The organism is Rhodobacteraceae bacterium IMCC1335, assembly GCA_039640495.1.
Lineage (GTDB): Bacteria > Pseudomonadota > Alphaproteobacteria > Rhodobacterales > Rhodobacteraceae > Thalassovivens.
In genome coordinates, this window is record CP046864.1 from 2628828 (window position 1) to 2643021 (window position 14194).

Genomic DNA, 14194 nt, shown 5'->3' on the forward strand with positions numbered 1-14194 from the left:
TTCCGAACGGCAAGTAGGGTTTTATGAAAATCGGCATCTTACAGGCTGGCCACGCCCCTGACGAAATGCGCCCGCAGACAGAGAATTACGGCGTGCTCTGCGCCAATTTATTAGACGGGCACGGCTTTGACTTCGACGTGTTCAGCGTCGTCAATGAGCAGTTTCCAAAAGATGAATTGCAAGCCGATGCCTGGTTGATCACCGGATCGCGCCACGGGGTTTACGAAGATCTGCCCTTTATCAAGCCTTTAAAGGCGCTCATCTTACGCATTGTTGCTGCGAAAAAACCATTGGTTGGCATATGTTTTGGCCACCAAATCATCGCCCAAACGATGGGTGGGCATGTTGAAAAGTTTTCCGGCGGTTGGAGCATCGGCCTGACCGACTATCAATTTGAAGGCCAGAAGGTGCGGATAAACGCTTGGCACCAAGATCAGGTGGTCACTCTGCCCCCAAAAGCGCGCTGCACAGGCTCTAGCGACTTTTGCAAATACGCCTTCCTCGAATATGAAGACGCTATTTTTTCGCTGCAAGCGCATCCGGAATTCAACAGTGCCTTCATCCAAGGGCTGATCCAGTTCCGCGGCCAAAAAACCGTGCCGCAAACATTGCTGGAAACGGCCCAAAGCAAATTATCTGATCCGAATTCAAACGATATTTTAGCAGAAAAAATTGCCACATTTTTCAAATCGAAAGCAGGTTAAGATGCCCAGTATTGATGAAATTTTTAAACAAATGCCCAAGGCCGCCTTGGCCTATTTGAAAGATCAAAAGCTGGATGAGATCGAATGCGTGATCGCCGATTTGCCCGGGATCGCGCGCGGCAAAGCTGTACCAGCAACCAAATTTGCGCGGCAAAACACGTTTTATTTGCCCGATTCAATCTTTTATCAAACCATCACGGGCGGCTGGGGTGAAGCCGCGGGAGATGGTGGGTTTATCGAACGCGATATGTTGTTGAAACCGGATTATTCCACCGCAACTGCCGCGCCCTGGACAGGTGATTTTACGCTGCAAGTGATCCATGATGCTTATGACCGAAAAAATGAGCCAATCTTATTTTCCCCCCGCAACGTGCTAAAGCGGGTTGTCGAGCTTTACAGAAAAGAGGGTTGGGAACCAGTTGTCGCTCCGGAGATGGAGTTTTTTCTGGTCGCCCGCAATATTGATCCGGCCAAACCCATCGAAGCCATGATGGGGCGTTCGGGGCGTCCGGCGGCGGCGCGCCAGTCCTATTCTATGACTGCGGTGGATGAATTCGGCCCAGTGATCGACGATATTTATGATTTTGCAGAAGCTCAAGGGTTTGAGATTGACGGGATCACCCAAGAAGGCGGCGCCGGTCAGCTGGAAATCAATCTCCGCCATGGAGATCCGGTGCGGCTTGCAGATGAAGTATTCTATTTTAAGCGTTTGATACGCGAAGCGGCGCTGCGCCATGATTGCTTTGCTACTTTTATGGCCAAACCAATTGCCGAAGAACCCGGCAGCGCGATGCATCTTCATCATTCGATCATCGATATCGAAACGGGGGCAAATGTGTTTTCCGGCCCCCAAGGCGGCGAAACAGATTTGTTTTATAACTTCATCGCAGGGTTGCAAACGCATCTGCCATCGGCGATTGCGGTTCTGGCGCCTTATGTGAATTCCTATCGCCGCTATGTCAAAGACCATGCCGCCCCGATTAACCTATCTTGGGCGCGTGACAATCGGACAGCGGGAATCCGCATTCCGATTTCTGAGCCTCAGGCAAGGCGGGTTGAGAACAGGATCGCGGGGATGGATTGCAACCCCTATTTGGGGATCGCTGTGTCTTTGGCCTGCGGATATTTGGGAATGAAAAATGAATTGCGGCCCTCGAAACAATATCGCGGCGATGCATATGAGGGGCGCGAAGACCTGCCCCGCGGCATGGGCGAAGCGCTTGGGCTTTTTGAAGACGCGTCCGAATTGCATGAAATTTTAGGATCCGAATTTACGCGGGTGTATTCTATCGTAAAACGCGCGGAATATGACGAGTTTTTACAGGTCATTAGCCCCTGGGAGCGCGAACATCTTCTGTTAAACGTATGAACCTGCTCGACGCCAATGATCAACCCGGGCAATACCCGCCCAGTTGGTATGCTGCGACTTCGCAATTCTTGCCACCCTTTCCCAGCTTTGAGGGAACCGATGATACGGATATTTGCATTATCGGAGCCGGATATACCGGCTTATCAGCGGCGCTGCATTTGGCCGATCAGGGGTGTAGGGTCACGCTTTTAGAGGCGCAGCGCGTTGGGTTTGGCGCATCGGGGCGTAATGGCGGCCAGTTAGGGTCAGGGCAAAGGTTGGATCAAGAAACCTTGCTGCGTTGGCTGGGGCCACAATCGGCGGATGCCCTGTGGGATCTGGCGGAAGAAGCTGTAGATTGTAGCAAATCCTTGATTAAACGGCACAATATTGATTGCTTTTTAAAACCCGGCATCGCCGAACTGGGGTTTTCAAACGCAGACAGGCAAGACCTTCATCGTGGTGCAGCGTTTTTACATAAGCGCTATGGCTATGATAAGATCACGCTGCTCGATGAAGCGGCGAGCCAAGCGCTCTGCCCCTCTCCGCTTTATAAGGGCGGGGTTTTGGATCACGGAAGCGCGCATCTGCATCCTTTGCGCTATGTTTTGGGATTGGCAAAAGCAGCCGCAGCCGCGGGCATTCGCATCTATGAAAATACCCGCGTCACCGATCTAAAAGATGGGGTTAAGCCAACCATCACAACTGCAAACGGGCAGATCACCTGCGCGCAGGTAATTTTGGCTTGCAATGGCTATTTAGGCAAACTCCACCCAAAAATAGCCCGGCACGTGATGCCTATAAATAACTTTATTGCCGCAACAGAACCGCTGGGCCCGGCAACCACACGCGTATTAACCCAAGATGTGGCGGTTGCAGATACCAAATTCGTGGTGAATTATTTCCGATTGTCGCATGATGGAAGGTTGCTCTTTGGCGGAGGAGAAAGCTACGGCTATCGCTTTCCCGCCGATATTGCGGCCAAAGTCCGCAAACCGATGTTGAAAATTTTTCCGCATCTCAAAGATGTTAAACTTGAATATGCATGGGGCGGCACGCTTGGCATCACCATGCGCCGAACGCCCTATTTTGCAAGGATGTCAAAAAACATCATCACAGCTTCGGGATATTCGGGCCATGGTGTGGGCACCGCGACCCATGCCGGAAAATTAATCGCACAGGCAATTATAGGCCAAGCCAACGGATTTGATACTATGTCGCAAATTCCTCAGCGCCCATTCCCGGGGGGCCGCTACGCCCGCCTGCCGCTGCTAGTCATGGCCATGACCTGGTACAGTTTGCGCGACCGATTGGGGCTTTAACAGGGCCTATGCCGCGGCAAACAGGCTGATATCCCTCGCGGAGACCATTAAGATCCCAGCTTGCTCAGCTTTTCTTGAAGATCCGCCAATTGGCTTTTGATTTGCTGCAAATCTTCATCAGCCGCGCTTGACGTTGTAGGCGCGGCCTGTGGCGCTGGGCTTGCCGCTGCGGGATTATCCTCGGCCGTACCTGGCCAGGCCGCGAAGCCCGATGTCATCGCTTTCACAAACGCCTCTTGCTGCGCGCGCAAAGCATCAAAACCGGGCATTTGCGACAAAGCGTTACCCCCGCCCATATTTTCAAAAATTTTCGCTTGACCATCGCGCATCATATCAAAAGACATGGCTAAGACCTGCGGCACGATACTCGATGCCTGCGTCGTGTAACTGCGCACCAAATCATTCAATACATTGATTGGAAGAACGCTTTCACCGCGGCTTTCATGCTCGGCGATAATTTGCAATAAATATTGGCGGGTTAAATCATCGCCAGACTTCAAATCAACGATTTGAACGTCGCGCCCGTTACGCACGAAGCCTGCAATATCTTCAAGCGTCACATAATCGCTGGTTTCCGTATTATATAAACGCCGGCTCGCGTAGCGCTTGATCAACAAAGGTTTATTGGCTGTAGACACGAAGACCTCCCAAAAATGCAGCAGTGCAGAAAAACATTACGCGCTTGCGGAAAGAAAAGAAAGGGTGCGCCGAAACGCACCCTTTACTGTAGATTGCCTCTGGGAGGAAAGGCAAACCTATTACATGGACCTATTTGCTTAGGCCACCGTTTTTTTGGTGGCTTTCCTAACCGCAGCAGATGCGTCTTCGCTGAAATCCTTACCCGCGGTCATCATCAAATCAACCGTGTCAGTCTGAACTTTCTTTGCCACTTCAGCAAAGGCTGCCATATTTTCAGCCGCAACTTCAGCCTGCGCAGAGGCAAACTCTGTCATCGCCTTTACATAATCGGCTGGCTCTGCTTTCGCTTTCGAAATTGCGCTCAAACGCGACAATGTCTCTTTTGTCCATTTGTTTGAGATTTCAGCGCTTTTTTCCGCAGCTTCCACTGCCACGCTGGCAAATTTCTCATTCAGGGCTGTCGTGCCTTTCATCGCTTCTTCGAAAGCCTTTGTATCAACAGGAAATGCACCCATCATATCTTTGAAAAAACCCGTCATATCGTTCAAATTTTTCATTCTACTTTCCTCATTTGGGCGGCAGTATCCGCGATCACTTGACTCTTATATACTTGCTGCAGCGCAGCATTGCAAGCTTTTTTTCTGCAATGCAGCATAAAAAGTTAAACGCTGCGCAATCAACGCCCAAAGCGTCTAGAGCCGCACATAACGCCCGGGTGCATCGGGAAGGCTTTCACGCTCAGCTTCGGAAAAATGGCGCGCGGCGATTTTTTTACCGGACCGACGGTTCAGCCATGCGCTCCAACTGGGCCACCAACTGCCAGAATTAAAATCTGCTGTTTTTTGCCAAACGTCACTAGAGAGGGCTAAATCTTGATTCGTGAAATGGCCATATTTCTTTTTACTAGGAGGGTTTATAATTCCTGCGATATGGCCTGACTGGGATAAAATAAACTTTTTTGAGCGGCTGCCCATCCCCTGCACGCCCCGATAACTGTCTTTCCAGGCGGCGATATGATCGGTCTCGCAGCCAATCGCGCATACGGGAACGCTGACATCTTTTAAATGCAGACGCTCCCCCAGCAGCATTATGCCTTGTGTGGCGAAGGCATCACTTTGGCATAATTCGCGCAAATATTGCACCGCCATCCGCCCGGGAAGATTGGTACCATCCCCGTTCCAAAAAAGCAGATCAAACGCCGGCGGCGCTTCGCCCATCATGTAACTTTTTATCGCCGGCTTATAAATCAGATCATTGGCGCGCAAAAAGCTGAACGTACGCGCCATAACAAAGCTTTTCAGCATACCGCGCTGCGCAACTTCTTGTTCAATCCCATCGACAAAATCATTTTGCAGGAATGGGGTGAATTCTCCCTGTTGTGAGAAATCCGTTAATGTGGTGAAGAAGCTTGCCGAATTCACCGAAGACTCTCCGCGTTTCTTCAGCAGCGCCAAGGTCAGCGCTAATGTTGTGCCGCCAATGCAATAGCCAACCGCGTTCACCCGGCTCTGTCCGGTACGCGCTTTCACTTCGCGGATCGCGGTTAAAAACCCATCTTCGATATATGTTTCCAACCCAACATCACGGTAACTGTCATCCGGATTCACCCAAGATACCACAAACACGCTAAAGCCCTGCTCTGTCAGCCATTTAATAAGACTGTTCTGGGCTTTTAGATCCAAAACGTAAAATTTATTGATCCAAGGCGGAAAAATCAGCAAGGGAATCGCGTAGACACCTTCGCTGGAGGGGCTGTATTGAAGCAATTCAAACATCCGATTTTCAAAAACAACCTTGCCCGGGCTATTGGCAATATTGACCCCCAATTCGAACACTTTGTCATTTGCCAGCTTCACAACCAGTTCACCCTGGTTATCCTCTAAATCCGAGATTAGGTTTTCCAACCCATCGATCAAAGATTGACCATCTGTTTCGATCGCGCGTTCCAGCGCATCTGGATTGGTGCCAAGAAAATTTGTGGGCGCCATCATATCAATGATTTGATCGGTAAAAAATGACAGGCGTTTTTGTTCGACGGGTGCCAAGCCATCCATGCTGCGCGCCGCGCTGCGCAAAGCTGCCGCATTTTGCAAATATTGGTCTTTTACAAAACTAAAATAAGGATGGCTCTGCCACATCGGATTGGAAAACCGGGGATCCGGATTGGTGGCTGATGATTCTTCACCCGCGCTTTGCATTCCGCCAAGGCTTTGCTGCAGCGTTGCAAAATGGCTTAGAGATTTACCCCAATATTCAACTTGCTGCGCCATTAATCGCGCCGGGTTCTTTACCGCCTCTTCCCAATAAGCATGCGAAGCTTTGACCATCAAATCCGGGCCGGGGCCGCTCAAAGCCGGGGCGACCGCTTGTTTCTTTTGCACAAGCGTTAAAAAGCGCTGCGACAGCTCTTCCAGCTTGACCAAGTTCTCACTCATTTGGTCAGCTTTTTCTGCAACTGCATTGTCTTTTCTTGTCATTTCGGCATTTTTCAGTTTATATTTCTGCTATGCAGCATAACAGCGCCGGATAAAAATTCCAAGCGTCGATGCAAAGCGGCAAAATGGATAAGTTTGGAGCAGAAAATGCGGTTTATGGCGAATTATGATTTTATGGAAACCATGCGCAATACCAACCAATGGATTGGTGCAAGCGCACAAGCCTTTGCCTCAAATCCCGGTTTCGCAATGATGCCTAACCCTGCGCTTGAATGGATGGCCGCCTGGGGGCAAGTAACCGAGCGCAGTTTCCAACGGATGAGCGTAAAACCCGATTGGGGAATTGATAGCATGCCCGGTGCAGATGGGCGGGACCATTTGGTAGAGCCAAAAGCCGTTTTGAAAGCCCCCTTTGGCGACTTGGTGCATTTTGACGTACAAGATCGGCCCACCGCGCCGCGAAAAGTGTTGTTGGTGGCACCCATGTCGGGCCATTATGCGACCTTGCTGCGCTCGACAGTGAAAAGCCTGATCCCCGATTGTGAAGTTTATATCACCGATTGGCATAATGCGCGGGACATTCCTGTATCGGATGGTAAATTCGATATTGAAGATTATACGCTTTATTTGGTGGATTATTTGCGCCATCTGGGACCCGACACGCATGTAATCGCCGTGTGCCAACCCGTGCCCTTGGCGCTGGCCGCCACAGCCTATCTGGCGCAAGAAGATCCAAAAGCCCAGCCCCTCAGCCTGACCTTAATCGGGGGGCCAATTGATCCGGATGCAAACCCAACCGATGTCACTGATTTTGGCCATCGCGTCACAATGGGGCAGCTTGAACAGACCCTGATCCAGCGCGTTGGGTTTAAATATGCTGGCGTTGGCCGAAAAGTTTATCCCGGGTTACTTCAATTATCCTCATTTATGTCGATGAATGCCGAGCGCCACACGCTGGCCTTTCGCGATCAAGTTTTGAAAGTGATCCGCGGCGAGGCATCGGATCACGATCCGCATAACAAGTTCTATGACGAATATCTTGCAGTTATGGACATGACCGCTGAATTTTATCTGAGCACCGTTGAACGCATTTTCAAATCGCGCGAGATCGCGCAAAACACGTTTAGCATCGCGGGTAAGGCGATTGATTTTGGCGCAATAACGGATGTGGCCATCAAAACCGTAGAAGGTGCCAAAGATGATATCTCAGCGCCGGGCCAATGCGTCGCAGCGCTGGCGCTTTGCACGGGGCTGTCAGCGGATAAGAAAGCCAGCCATTTAGAACCCGATGCCGGGCATTATGGTATTTTTGCTGGCAAAAGTTGGCGCAACAACATTCGCCCCTTGGTGCTCGAATTTATCGATGCGAACAGCAAACGGCGCCAAGAAACACGCTCCAAAAAAGCAACTCAGCGCAAGGTTTAGCCGCGCGCTTTTTGGAAAACCTGATCAATCATCCGTTGCGTGCCTTGTGAAAACTCTAACGGACAAGCATAGTCCGCGCCCTCATGAAGGCTGGCCTGAAACGCTTCAAGCTGGCGCGTATAATGGTTCTCATTTGGAAAGCGTTTGACTTGTTTCGCCTCGCCCCCTTGGTGCAGTTCAACCTCTGCCTGTCCAAAAACCTGCGGATTGAAAGGCGCGGTGAGGCGAATAAACCCATTGGTTCCATGAAAATTCATTTCCTGCCGCGCATCCATGCGCATTGATGTCACGCCCATAAACCGAAAGCCGGGAAATTGCGCCGTGACGCCAGCCCAAACATCTACCCCGTTTTCCCACGTTATCGTGGCGTCCAAAATCGTCTCAGGCTCTTGTCCGGTCACATAGCGCGCACTGCCAAATGTATAAACCCCGATATCGGGCAAACTGCCGCCACCCGTATCCGGTCGGTTGCGGATATTAGCCACATCTTCTGCGTTATTATATGAAAAGACGCCATCGACCTGCACCAGATCTCCGATCACACCGCTTTCAAAAAGTGCCTTTGCGTACTGCCATTGTGGATGATGAACGATCATATAAGCTTCGACCAGCATCAAACCCGCGCTGTCGCGCAGCGCAATAAGCTCATCAATTTCCGACGCCTGCATCGCAATCGGTTTTTCGCATAAAACATGCTTGCCAGCGGCAATGGCTTTTTTGACCCATGCCACATGCAGATGGTTGGGCAAGGGAATATAGACAGCGTCAATATCAGGATCGTTCAAAACGGCGTCATAACTGTTATGCACTTTCAGCCCAGGGGCTAGGGCTTTGAACGGAGCTGCTTTTGCACCATCCGAGGTGCCAAGCGCCACCAATTCTGTGTTGCGGGCCAGTTGCATCGCCGGCGCCATATGCTGTTTGGCGAAGTTAGCCGCCCCCAATATTCCCCAGCGCACTGTCTTCGTCATTATATATTCTCCCGATTGCCTTTTTCCTTCAGGCTAGCGGGTTTTAGTGATCCGCAAAAGCCCTAGACGGCGCTGAGCATGCCTTTATCAACAGCAAGCCGCCGCATTTCCTGTTGCAACTTTTCAAAAGCGCGCACTTCAATCTGGCGAATACGTTCACGGGTTACGTTATATTCTTCGCTCAAATCTTCCAAAGTGATTGATTGCTCATCAAGCCGGCGTTTGATCAAAATATCTTTCTCACGCGGGTTTAACACTTCCATCGCTTGCTCAAGCATGGCGCGACGCAGCTCTAGCTCATCTTTGGCCTCATAATCGCCCGCTTGATCCGCGTCTTCATCTTCCAGCCAATCCTGCCATTGCATCGAGCCTTCGCCATCAGCCCCGATTTGTACATTCAAAGAGGCATCCCCGCCGGACAGACGGCGGTTCATATTCACCACCTCCTCTTCGCTGACGCCCAAATCTGTTGCAATTTTATGCACTTTATCGGGATGCATATCCCCATCTTCCAGCGCGCCGATGCGCGACTTGGCTTTGCGAAGATTAAAAAACAACTTCTTTTGCGCGCTTGTGGTGCCCATTTTTACCAAAGACCAGCTGCGCAAAATATATTCTTGAATGCTCGCCCTTATCCACCACATGGCATAGGTGGCAAGGCGAAACCCCTTTTCAGGATCAAAGCGCTTTACAGCCTGCATCAAACCAACATTGGCCTCTGAAATCACTTCTGCCTGCGGCAACCCATAGCCGCGGTAGCCCATGGCAATTTTTGCCGCCAGCCGCAAATGCGAGGTCACCATTTTATGCGCAGCTTGTGTATCCTGTTTTTCCACCCAACGTTTGCCCAGCATATATTCTTCTTCATGCTCAAGCATTGGAAATTTACGGATCTCTTGCAAATATCGGCTTAAACCCCCTTCTGGGGTTGGAGCGGGAAGGTTAGAATAATTTGCCATTGGTTACCTCTTACACACGTCTTATAAAAAGCAGATAAGAGCCGGGCTTTGGTATTTCAAGATCAGGCCCAGTACTTCAGGAAAAATTTACAGAAAAAATAACGGAAAAGCGAAATCAGTCGCGCTGGCAATCCCGCGCTTTTAGCCATCTTTTTCCAGCGCCTCTAGGAGGGTTTTTAAATCGGTGGGGTATGGCGCTTCAAATCGCATCTTCTTGCCGGACATCGGGTGTTCAAACCCCAATACAGCCGCATGCAAAGCCTGCCTTGAAAAACCACTTACCAAGGCCAAGCTGGCCTCGGACAAAGCTTTTTTAGCAATCTTTCGCCGGCCGCCATAAACTGGATCCCCCAAGAGGCCGTGGCCAGTATGCGCCAGATGCACGCGAATTTGATGCGTGCGCCCGGTTTCGAGCTGGCATTCAATCAACGAAAGGGTCGCAGGGCGTCCATAACTTTCCAGCAATCGCGCCCGGGTTACGGCATGGCGGCCACCTTCAAAAAATACCGCTTGACGCTGGCGGTCCGTACGATGGCGGGCCAGATGCGTGGTGATTTTCATCACATTTCCCGCTTCAAAATTCACCCCGCGCACCCCTCTTAACCGGGGTTCATTGGCATCTGGCACACCGTAACAAATCGCGCGATAAGCCCGCTCTACTTTGTGCAATTCAAATTGCTTGGCCAAACCGTGATGCGCCTTATCCGATTTCGCAACCACCAAAAGCCCGGATGTGTCCTTATCAATGCGATGCACGATTCCCGGGCGCTTTTCACCGCCAATCCCCGACAGGCTATCGGCGCAATGATGCAACAAAGCATGCACCAGCGTGCCGGTGGGCGATCCGGGCGCGGGATGCACGACCATCCCGGCGGGTTTATCAATCACGATCAACGCGTCATCTTCATAGACCACGCGCAAAGGAATATTTTCGGGCGTTAAATCAAGCTCGGCAGAGCAGGGAAGTTCAATCTGAACCTGCGCCCCTTCCATAACTTTGGCTTTTGGGTTGTTTTGGGGCGCCTGATTGATCCGAACCGCACCAGCCAGGATCAAACGCGTTAAATATGTACGGGAAAGCTCAGCCTGCGCTGGTGCATCGCGAAAAAGCGCTTTATCAAGGCGCGCAGGAGGGTCCGCTGCGATCTGAAATTCAATAAGGGTAGTCGTCATGGAGCAACCTACAGAGCCTGAAAATAAGGTGCCGCATCTCGATTATTTACGGCGGCTGGTAACGCTGCTAAGCGCCACGATGATTGGCGGAATGATAATCTTAATCATCTTGTTTGTCATTCGTTTTCAGCAAGATAAACTGAGCGTTCCCCCAGAAATTACGTTGCCCAGCGGCGTCACACCGATTGCGTTCACGCAAACCCGCGACTGGTATGCTGTGGTAACCCAAGAAAATACAATTTTACTTTTCACACCCGAAGGTAAACTGTTCCAAACCGTTGAGATTACCCAGTAGCGCGTCTCCACCAGCTAATCTGCCAGCGTTGTTTGAAACTCACGCCATTCGCCGGCGCTCATCCCAGAGTTTTCCTGCGTGACCGCCTCGCCTCTGAGCATCCGCCGCACGCAAGCCAACGCAGTGCTTGAGAGCGTTGCCCCCCCCATACGATAATCTTCAAACGCCCGATAGGCGAAGGGCACCCAATCGGCCACCAGTTTACAAATTTCATCCGCATAGACGCGGATTTCATATTGCGCATGCGCATCAGCGCGCAGACGTAAAAAATGCAACAGATTGTGCAAATCCACCTTCCAATACCATTGCGTATAAATATTCGCAGGCAAATTCATACGCGCCAATTCTCTGGCCAAGCCATCCTGACCCTCCTGAGAAATCATTTCCTCATAATGATCATAGGCGCGCATCGCATCATCGCGCAGATAGCGCAGAACCCGCTCGGCTTCTTGCCCGCTAAGCGCCGCGCCGCGCCCCTGATTGTTCACCACAGATTGCGATGCAAGGGATTCGGGCGCTGGGATGTAAAATTCGCGGTCCAAGATAGAATAGCGGGCCGAATATTCGTTCACATTGGCCGTACGATGGCGGATCCATTGACGCGCCACAAAAACCGGCAGCTTCACATGCAGCTTCACTTCGCACATTTCAAAAGGCGTTGAGTGCCAATGCCGCATCAAATAGCGCACAAGCCCTTCATCATTTTGAACCGATTTGGTGCCTTTGCCGTAGCTCACCCGCGCCGCTTGGCAAATCGCCGCATCATCGCCCATGTAATCAATCACACGCACAAACCCGTGATCCAGCACGGGATAGGCAGTGTATAGGTGATCCTCCATCCCCTGGCTGACAGCCCTTAAAGTCGGCTGCGTATGGCGGCGCTGTTCCGCGATTTCCGCCTGCTGATCGGATGAAAGGGGCATTTGACGAATCCTTTTTACTGCTGCAGTGCTCCTACTATATCTTGAGGCTCGCAAACAAAAAACCGCGATATGAAGGAGATTTTAGAAAAACACGGCGGAAATTGTCAAAAAATTTGCTTGCAGCTTCATGCGTGGACCCTGCATTGGAAAATTTAAATCACTTTTGCCTTAAACGCGGCGATTGCCTCTAGACAGAAGCCGCTGTCATGATAGCGTAAAAGGAATAATCAAATAAAGGAGTTACGCATGGGCACGCGATATTTACATACGATGGTTCGGGTCAAAGACCTTGATAAATCAATCGCATTTTTCAAGTTACTGGGGTTGGTTCAAACGCGGCGCTCGGATTATGAAAAAGGTCGGTTTTCCTTAGTCTTCATGGCGCCCGAGGGCCAAGAAGATTGCCCTGTCGAGTTGACTTACAATTGGGATGGCGATGAAGGCTTGCCAAGCGACAGCCGGCATTTTGGCCATTTGGCGTATTTGGTGGATAATATTTATGACATGTGCCAGCATTTGCAGGAGAATGGGGTTGTGATCAATCGCCCCCCCCGTGATGGACATATGGCCTTCGTGCGCTCGCCCGATAATATCTCGGTTGAACTGCTGCAAAAGGGCGATGCGCTACCGCCCGCTGAGCCTTGGGTATCTATGGACAATACCGGCCATTGGTAAATCCCGCTCATCCAGCGAAATGACGGAACCAAATTCTGCGTTGCTAGAGCAAAATCATATTCAGTGCGCCCCCCATTTGAGGGGCCACAGGATCAATAAATATAGCGGATTTGATCTTTCCAATACCGCTCAATACGTTTTAAAATATGCGAAATATCCATCACTGATTGCGCCTCAAGCGCATTGCTTTCGATCAAGCCTTGCGCATGGCGGGCAAATAAACGCGCAATGATATCACGGATGTTTCGGCCGCTTTGCGTCAGGCCAACGCGGACTGCCCGCCGATCAATCCGGCAGCGCTGGTGATGCATATAGCCAATATCAACCAGTTTTTTCAGATTGTAACTGACATTGCTGCCTTGATAATAACCACGCGATTTCAAATCGCCGGCGGATACCTCATTGTCACCGATATTGAACAGCAAAAGGCCTTGAACCGCGTTGATGTCAAAAATATCCAATCGTTCAAATTCATCCTTGATCACATCAAGAAGCAAACGGTGCAAGCGCTCGACCAAACATAATGTATCAAGATAATTGCTCATAAACAGCGCTTGTTTGCTGGCCTCAACCGGGGTTGGACTGTTCATGAAAAAGCTCCGCCATTAAGTCAAAATCAACGCCAGTCTCGCCCCTAAGTCCAAACAATCGGTTAAGGGATGACTCTAACCGCGGGCCTGCGCGATAAAGGCTTGAATATCTTCAATCATTTCTGAAATACGGGGGGGGCAAGGCGCTTGCCCAGAGACCCATTGATACAAATCCTGATCATTTTCATTTAACAAATCTTCGTAACAATCCAAACTCGCCGCGTCAAAAACGGCCAATTTTGCCTGCGCATAACGCGATAAAATCAAATCCATTTCTTTGATACCACGGCGCATCGATCGCATCTGCAGTCGCTTCAGGCGAATGGCCGGCAATTCGCTCATCGCAGCGCCTTCAACACCGTTGGAAGCCGTTTTTCCAGTTGCTCCAAACGCTCTGCCGCGCTTGCCACAATTTCTTTCAAATCTTTTATATCGCTCATTACTCGAGCCAGTTCTGGGGCGGGTTGGGGCATATCATCAGGGGCCAGAACCCCCTCCCCCTCGCCGGTTAAAAGCCAAATCAAAGATACGTTTAAAATCCCAGCGATCATCGATAGCTTATTTGAGCGCGGCTCTGAGCTGTCATTTTCCCAGCTTTTCAACGTTTTCAACCTAACACCAAGCTGTTTGCTCAACTGCTGCTGGCTCAGTTGCGCCGCATCCCGCGCCGCTGCCAGGCGGTCGCCAAACGTGGCGATATGGCCACCATACCAGTCTGTTGCCAAATCCGTCATA

The 14194-nt window shown here is 50.7% G+C and carries 16 protein-coding genes; 6 read left to right on the top strand and 10 right to left on the bottom strand.

Annotation, left to right across the window (positions count from 1 at the left end; all coding sequences use genetic code 11):
- Nucleotides 1-23 precede the first annotated feature (23 nt).
- The 3 genes from GN241_12610 to GN241_12620 are packed head-to-tail and all read left to right on the top strand — an operon-like array spanning nt 24 to nt 3374.
- Entirely contained in the window at nt 24-704 is a 681-nt protein-coding gene (locus tag GN241_12610) for a type 1 glutamine amidotransferase (protein ID XAT58120.1), read from the top strand.
- Nucleotides 705-735: 31 nt separating this feature from the next.
- Nucleotides 736-2073: a glutamine synthetase gene (locus GN241_12615; protein ID XAT59279.1), complete on the top strand. Its 1338-nt coding sequence runs from the start codon at nt 736-738 to the stop codon at nt 2071-2073.
- Nucleotides 2070-3374, top strand: coding sequence for an FAD-dependent oxidoreductase (locus GN241_12620; GenBank protein XAT58121.1), 1305 nt, complete (start codon nt 2070-2072; stop codon nt 3372-3374). Before GN241_12615 ends, GN241_12620 begins: the two co-directional genes overlap by 4 nt.
- A 47-nt stretch (nt 3375-3421) precedes the next feature.
- Here GN241_12620 and phaR read toward each other — a convergent pair whose 3' ends face one another.
- The 3 genes from phaR to phaC all read right to left on the bottom strand — a co-directional run bounded on the left by phaR (nt 3422) and on the right by phaC (nt 6490).
- Nucleotides 3422-4012, bottom strand: coding sequence for a polyhydroxyalkanoate synthesis repressor PhaR (gene phaR, locus GN241_12625; protein XAT58122.1), 591 nt, complete (start codon nt 4010-4012; stop codon nt 3422-3424).
- A gap of 138 nt (nt 4013-4150) precedes the next feature.
- Complete coding sequence (locus GN241_12630) at nt 4151-4570, bottom strand: phasin, PhaP (GenBank protein ID XAT58123.1); 420 nt, start codon at nt 4568-4570, stop codon at nt 4151-4153.
- A 135-nt stretch (nt 4571-4705) separates the two neighbouring features.
- Nucleotides 4706-6490, bottom strand: a complete 1785-nt coding sequence (gene phaC / locus GN241_12635; protein XAT58124.1) for a class I poly(R)-hydroxyalkanoic acid synthase — start codon at nt 6488-6490, stop codon at nt 4706-4708.
- A 105-nt stretch (nt 6491-6595) separates the two neighbouring features.
- Between phaC and phaZ the strand changes: the two genes are divergently transcribed.
- Nucleotides 6596-7873 (top strand): polyhydroxyalkanoate depolymerase, encoded by a 1278-nt coding sequence (gene phaZ, locus GN241_12640; protein ID XAT58125.1) that lies wholly within the window; start codon nt 6596-6598, stop codon nt 7871-7873.
- Here phaZ and GN241_12645 read toward each other — a convergent pair.
- The 3 genes from GN241_12645 to GN241_12655 form a co-directional block, all read right to left on the bottom strand.
- A complete protein-coding gene (locus tag GN241_12645; GenBank protein ID XAT58126.1) occupies nt 7870-8844 on the bottom strand; it encodes a gfo/Idh/MocA family oxidoreductase in 975 nt (324 codons plus the stop codon). The genes phaZ and GN241_12645 overlap by 4 nt on opposite strands.
- A 62-nt stretch (nt 8845-8906) precedes the next feature.
- On the bottom strand, nt 8907-9803 hold the full coding sequence (gene rpoH, locus GN241_12650) for an RNA polymerase sigma factor RpoH (protein ID XAT58127.1): 897 nt from the start codon (nt 9801-9803) through the stop codon (nt 8907-8909).
- 141 nt (nt 9804-9944) lie between these two features.
- Entirely contained in the window at nt 9945-10976 is a 1032-nt protein-coding gene (locus tag GN241_12655) for an RluA family pseudouridine synthase (protein ID XAT58128.1), read from the bottom strand.
- Here GN241_12655 and GN241_12660 point away from each other — a divergent pair.
- Nucleotides 10975-11271: a hypothetical protein gene (locus GN241_12660; protein ID XAT58129.1), complete on the top strand. Its 297-nt coding sequence runs from the start codon at nt 10975-10977 to the stop codon at nt 11269-11271. The two genes, GN241_12655 and GN241_12660, sit on opposite strands and share 2 nt — an antisense overlap.
- Before the next feature lie 14 nt (nt 11272-11285).
- Here GN241_12660 and GN241_12665 read toward each other — a convergent pair whose 3' ends face one another.
- Nucleotides 11286-12194 (bottom strand): FAD-dependent thymidylate synthase, encoded by a 909-nt coding sequence (locus tag GN241_12665; protein ID XAT58130.1) that lies wholly within the window; start codon nt 12192-12194, stop codon nt 11286-11288.
- 246 nt (nt 12195-12440) lie between these two features.
- On the opposite strand from GN241_12665, the gene GN241_12670 reads away from it, so the two are divergent.
- On the top strand, nt 12441-12869 hold the full coding sequence (locus tag GN241_12670; protein XAT58131.1) for a lactoylglutathione lyase: 429 nt from the start codon (nt 12441-12443) through the stop codon (nt 12867-12869).
- 92 nt (nt 12870-12961) lie between these two features.
- On the opposite strand, the gene GN241_12675 is transcribed toward GN241_12670, so the two are convergent.
- The 3 genes from GN241_12675 to GN241_12685 form a co-directional block, all read right to left on the bottom strand.
- Nucleotides 12962-13414, bottom strand: a complete 453-nt coding sequence (locus GN241_12675) for a winged helix DNA-binding protein (GenBank protein XAT59280.1) — start codon at nt 13412-13414, stop codon at nt 12962-12964.
- A gap of 120 nt (nt 13415-13534) precedes the next feature.
- On the bottom strand, nt 13535-13801 hold the full coding sequence (locus tag GN241_12680; GenBank protein ID XAT58132.1) for a succinate dehydrogenase assembly factor 2: 267 nt from the start codon (nt 13799-13801) through the stop codon (nt 13535-13537).
- Entirely contained in the window at nt 13798-14193 is a 396-nt protein-coding gene (locus GN241_12685; GenBank protein ID XAT58133.1) for a helix-turn-helix domain-containing protein, read from the bottom strand. The genes GN241_12680 and GN241_12685 overlap by 4 nt, the downstream gene beginning before the upstream one ends.
- Nucleotide 14194 lies beyond the last annotated feature (1 nt).

Coding starts and splice junctions, on each gene's coding strand:
- GN241_12645 (XAT58126.1), bottom strand. CDS start 8,844: ATGACGAAGACAGTGCGCTGGGGAATATTGGGGGCGGCTAACTTCGCC.
- GN241_12680 (XAT58132.1), bottom strand. CDS start 13,801: ATGAGCGAATTGCCGGCCATTCGCCTGAAGCGACTGCAGATGCGATCG.
- rpoH (XAT58127.1), bottom strand. CDS start 9,803: ATGGCAAATTATTCTAACCTTCCCGCTCCAACCCCAGAAGGGGGTTTA.
- GN241_12660 (XAT58129.1), top strand. CDS start 10,975: ATGGAGCAACCTACAGAGCCTGAAAATAAGGTGCCGCATCTCGATTAT.
- GN241_12685 (XAT58133.1), bottom strand. CDS start 14,193: ATGACGGATTTGGCAACAGACTGGTATGGTGGCCATATCGCCACGTTT.
- GN241_12610 (XAT58120.1), top strand. CDS start 24: ATGAAAATCGGCATCTTACAGGCTGGCCACGCCCCTGACGAAATGCGC.
- GN241_12675 (XAT59280.1), bottom strand. CDS start 13,414: ATGAGCAATTATCTTGATACATTATGTTTGGTCGAGCGCTTGCACCGT.
- GN241_12630 (XAT58123.1), bottom strand. CDS start 4,570: ATGAAAAATTTGAACGATATGACGGGTTTTTTCAAAGATATGATGGGT.
- GN241_12620 (XAT58121.1), top strand. CDS start 2,070: ATGAACCTGCTCGACGCCAATGATCAACCCGGGCAATACCCGCCCAGT.
- GN241_12670 (XAT58131.1), top strand. CDS start 12,441: ATGGGCACGCGATATTTACATACGATGGTTCGGGTCAAAGACCTTGAT.
- GN241_12655 (XAT58128.1), bottom strand. CDS start 10,976: ATGACGACTACCCTTATTGAATTTCAGATCGCAGCGGACCCTCCTGCG.
- GN241_12665 (XAT58130.1), bottom strand. CDS start 12,194: ATGCCCCTTTCATCCGATCAGCAGGCGGAAATCGCGGAACAGCGCCGC.
- phaZ (XAT58125.1), top strand. CDS start 6,596: ATGCGGTTTATGGCGAATTATGATTTTATGGAAACCATGCGCAATACC.
- phaC (XAT58124.1), bottom strand. CDS start 6,490: ATGACAAGAAAAGACAATGCAGTTGCAGAAAAAGCTGACCAAATGAGT.
- GN241_12615 (XAT59279.1), top strand. CDS start 736: ATGCCCAAGGCCGCCTTGGCCTATTTGAAAGATCAAAAGCTGGATGAG.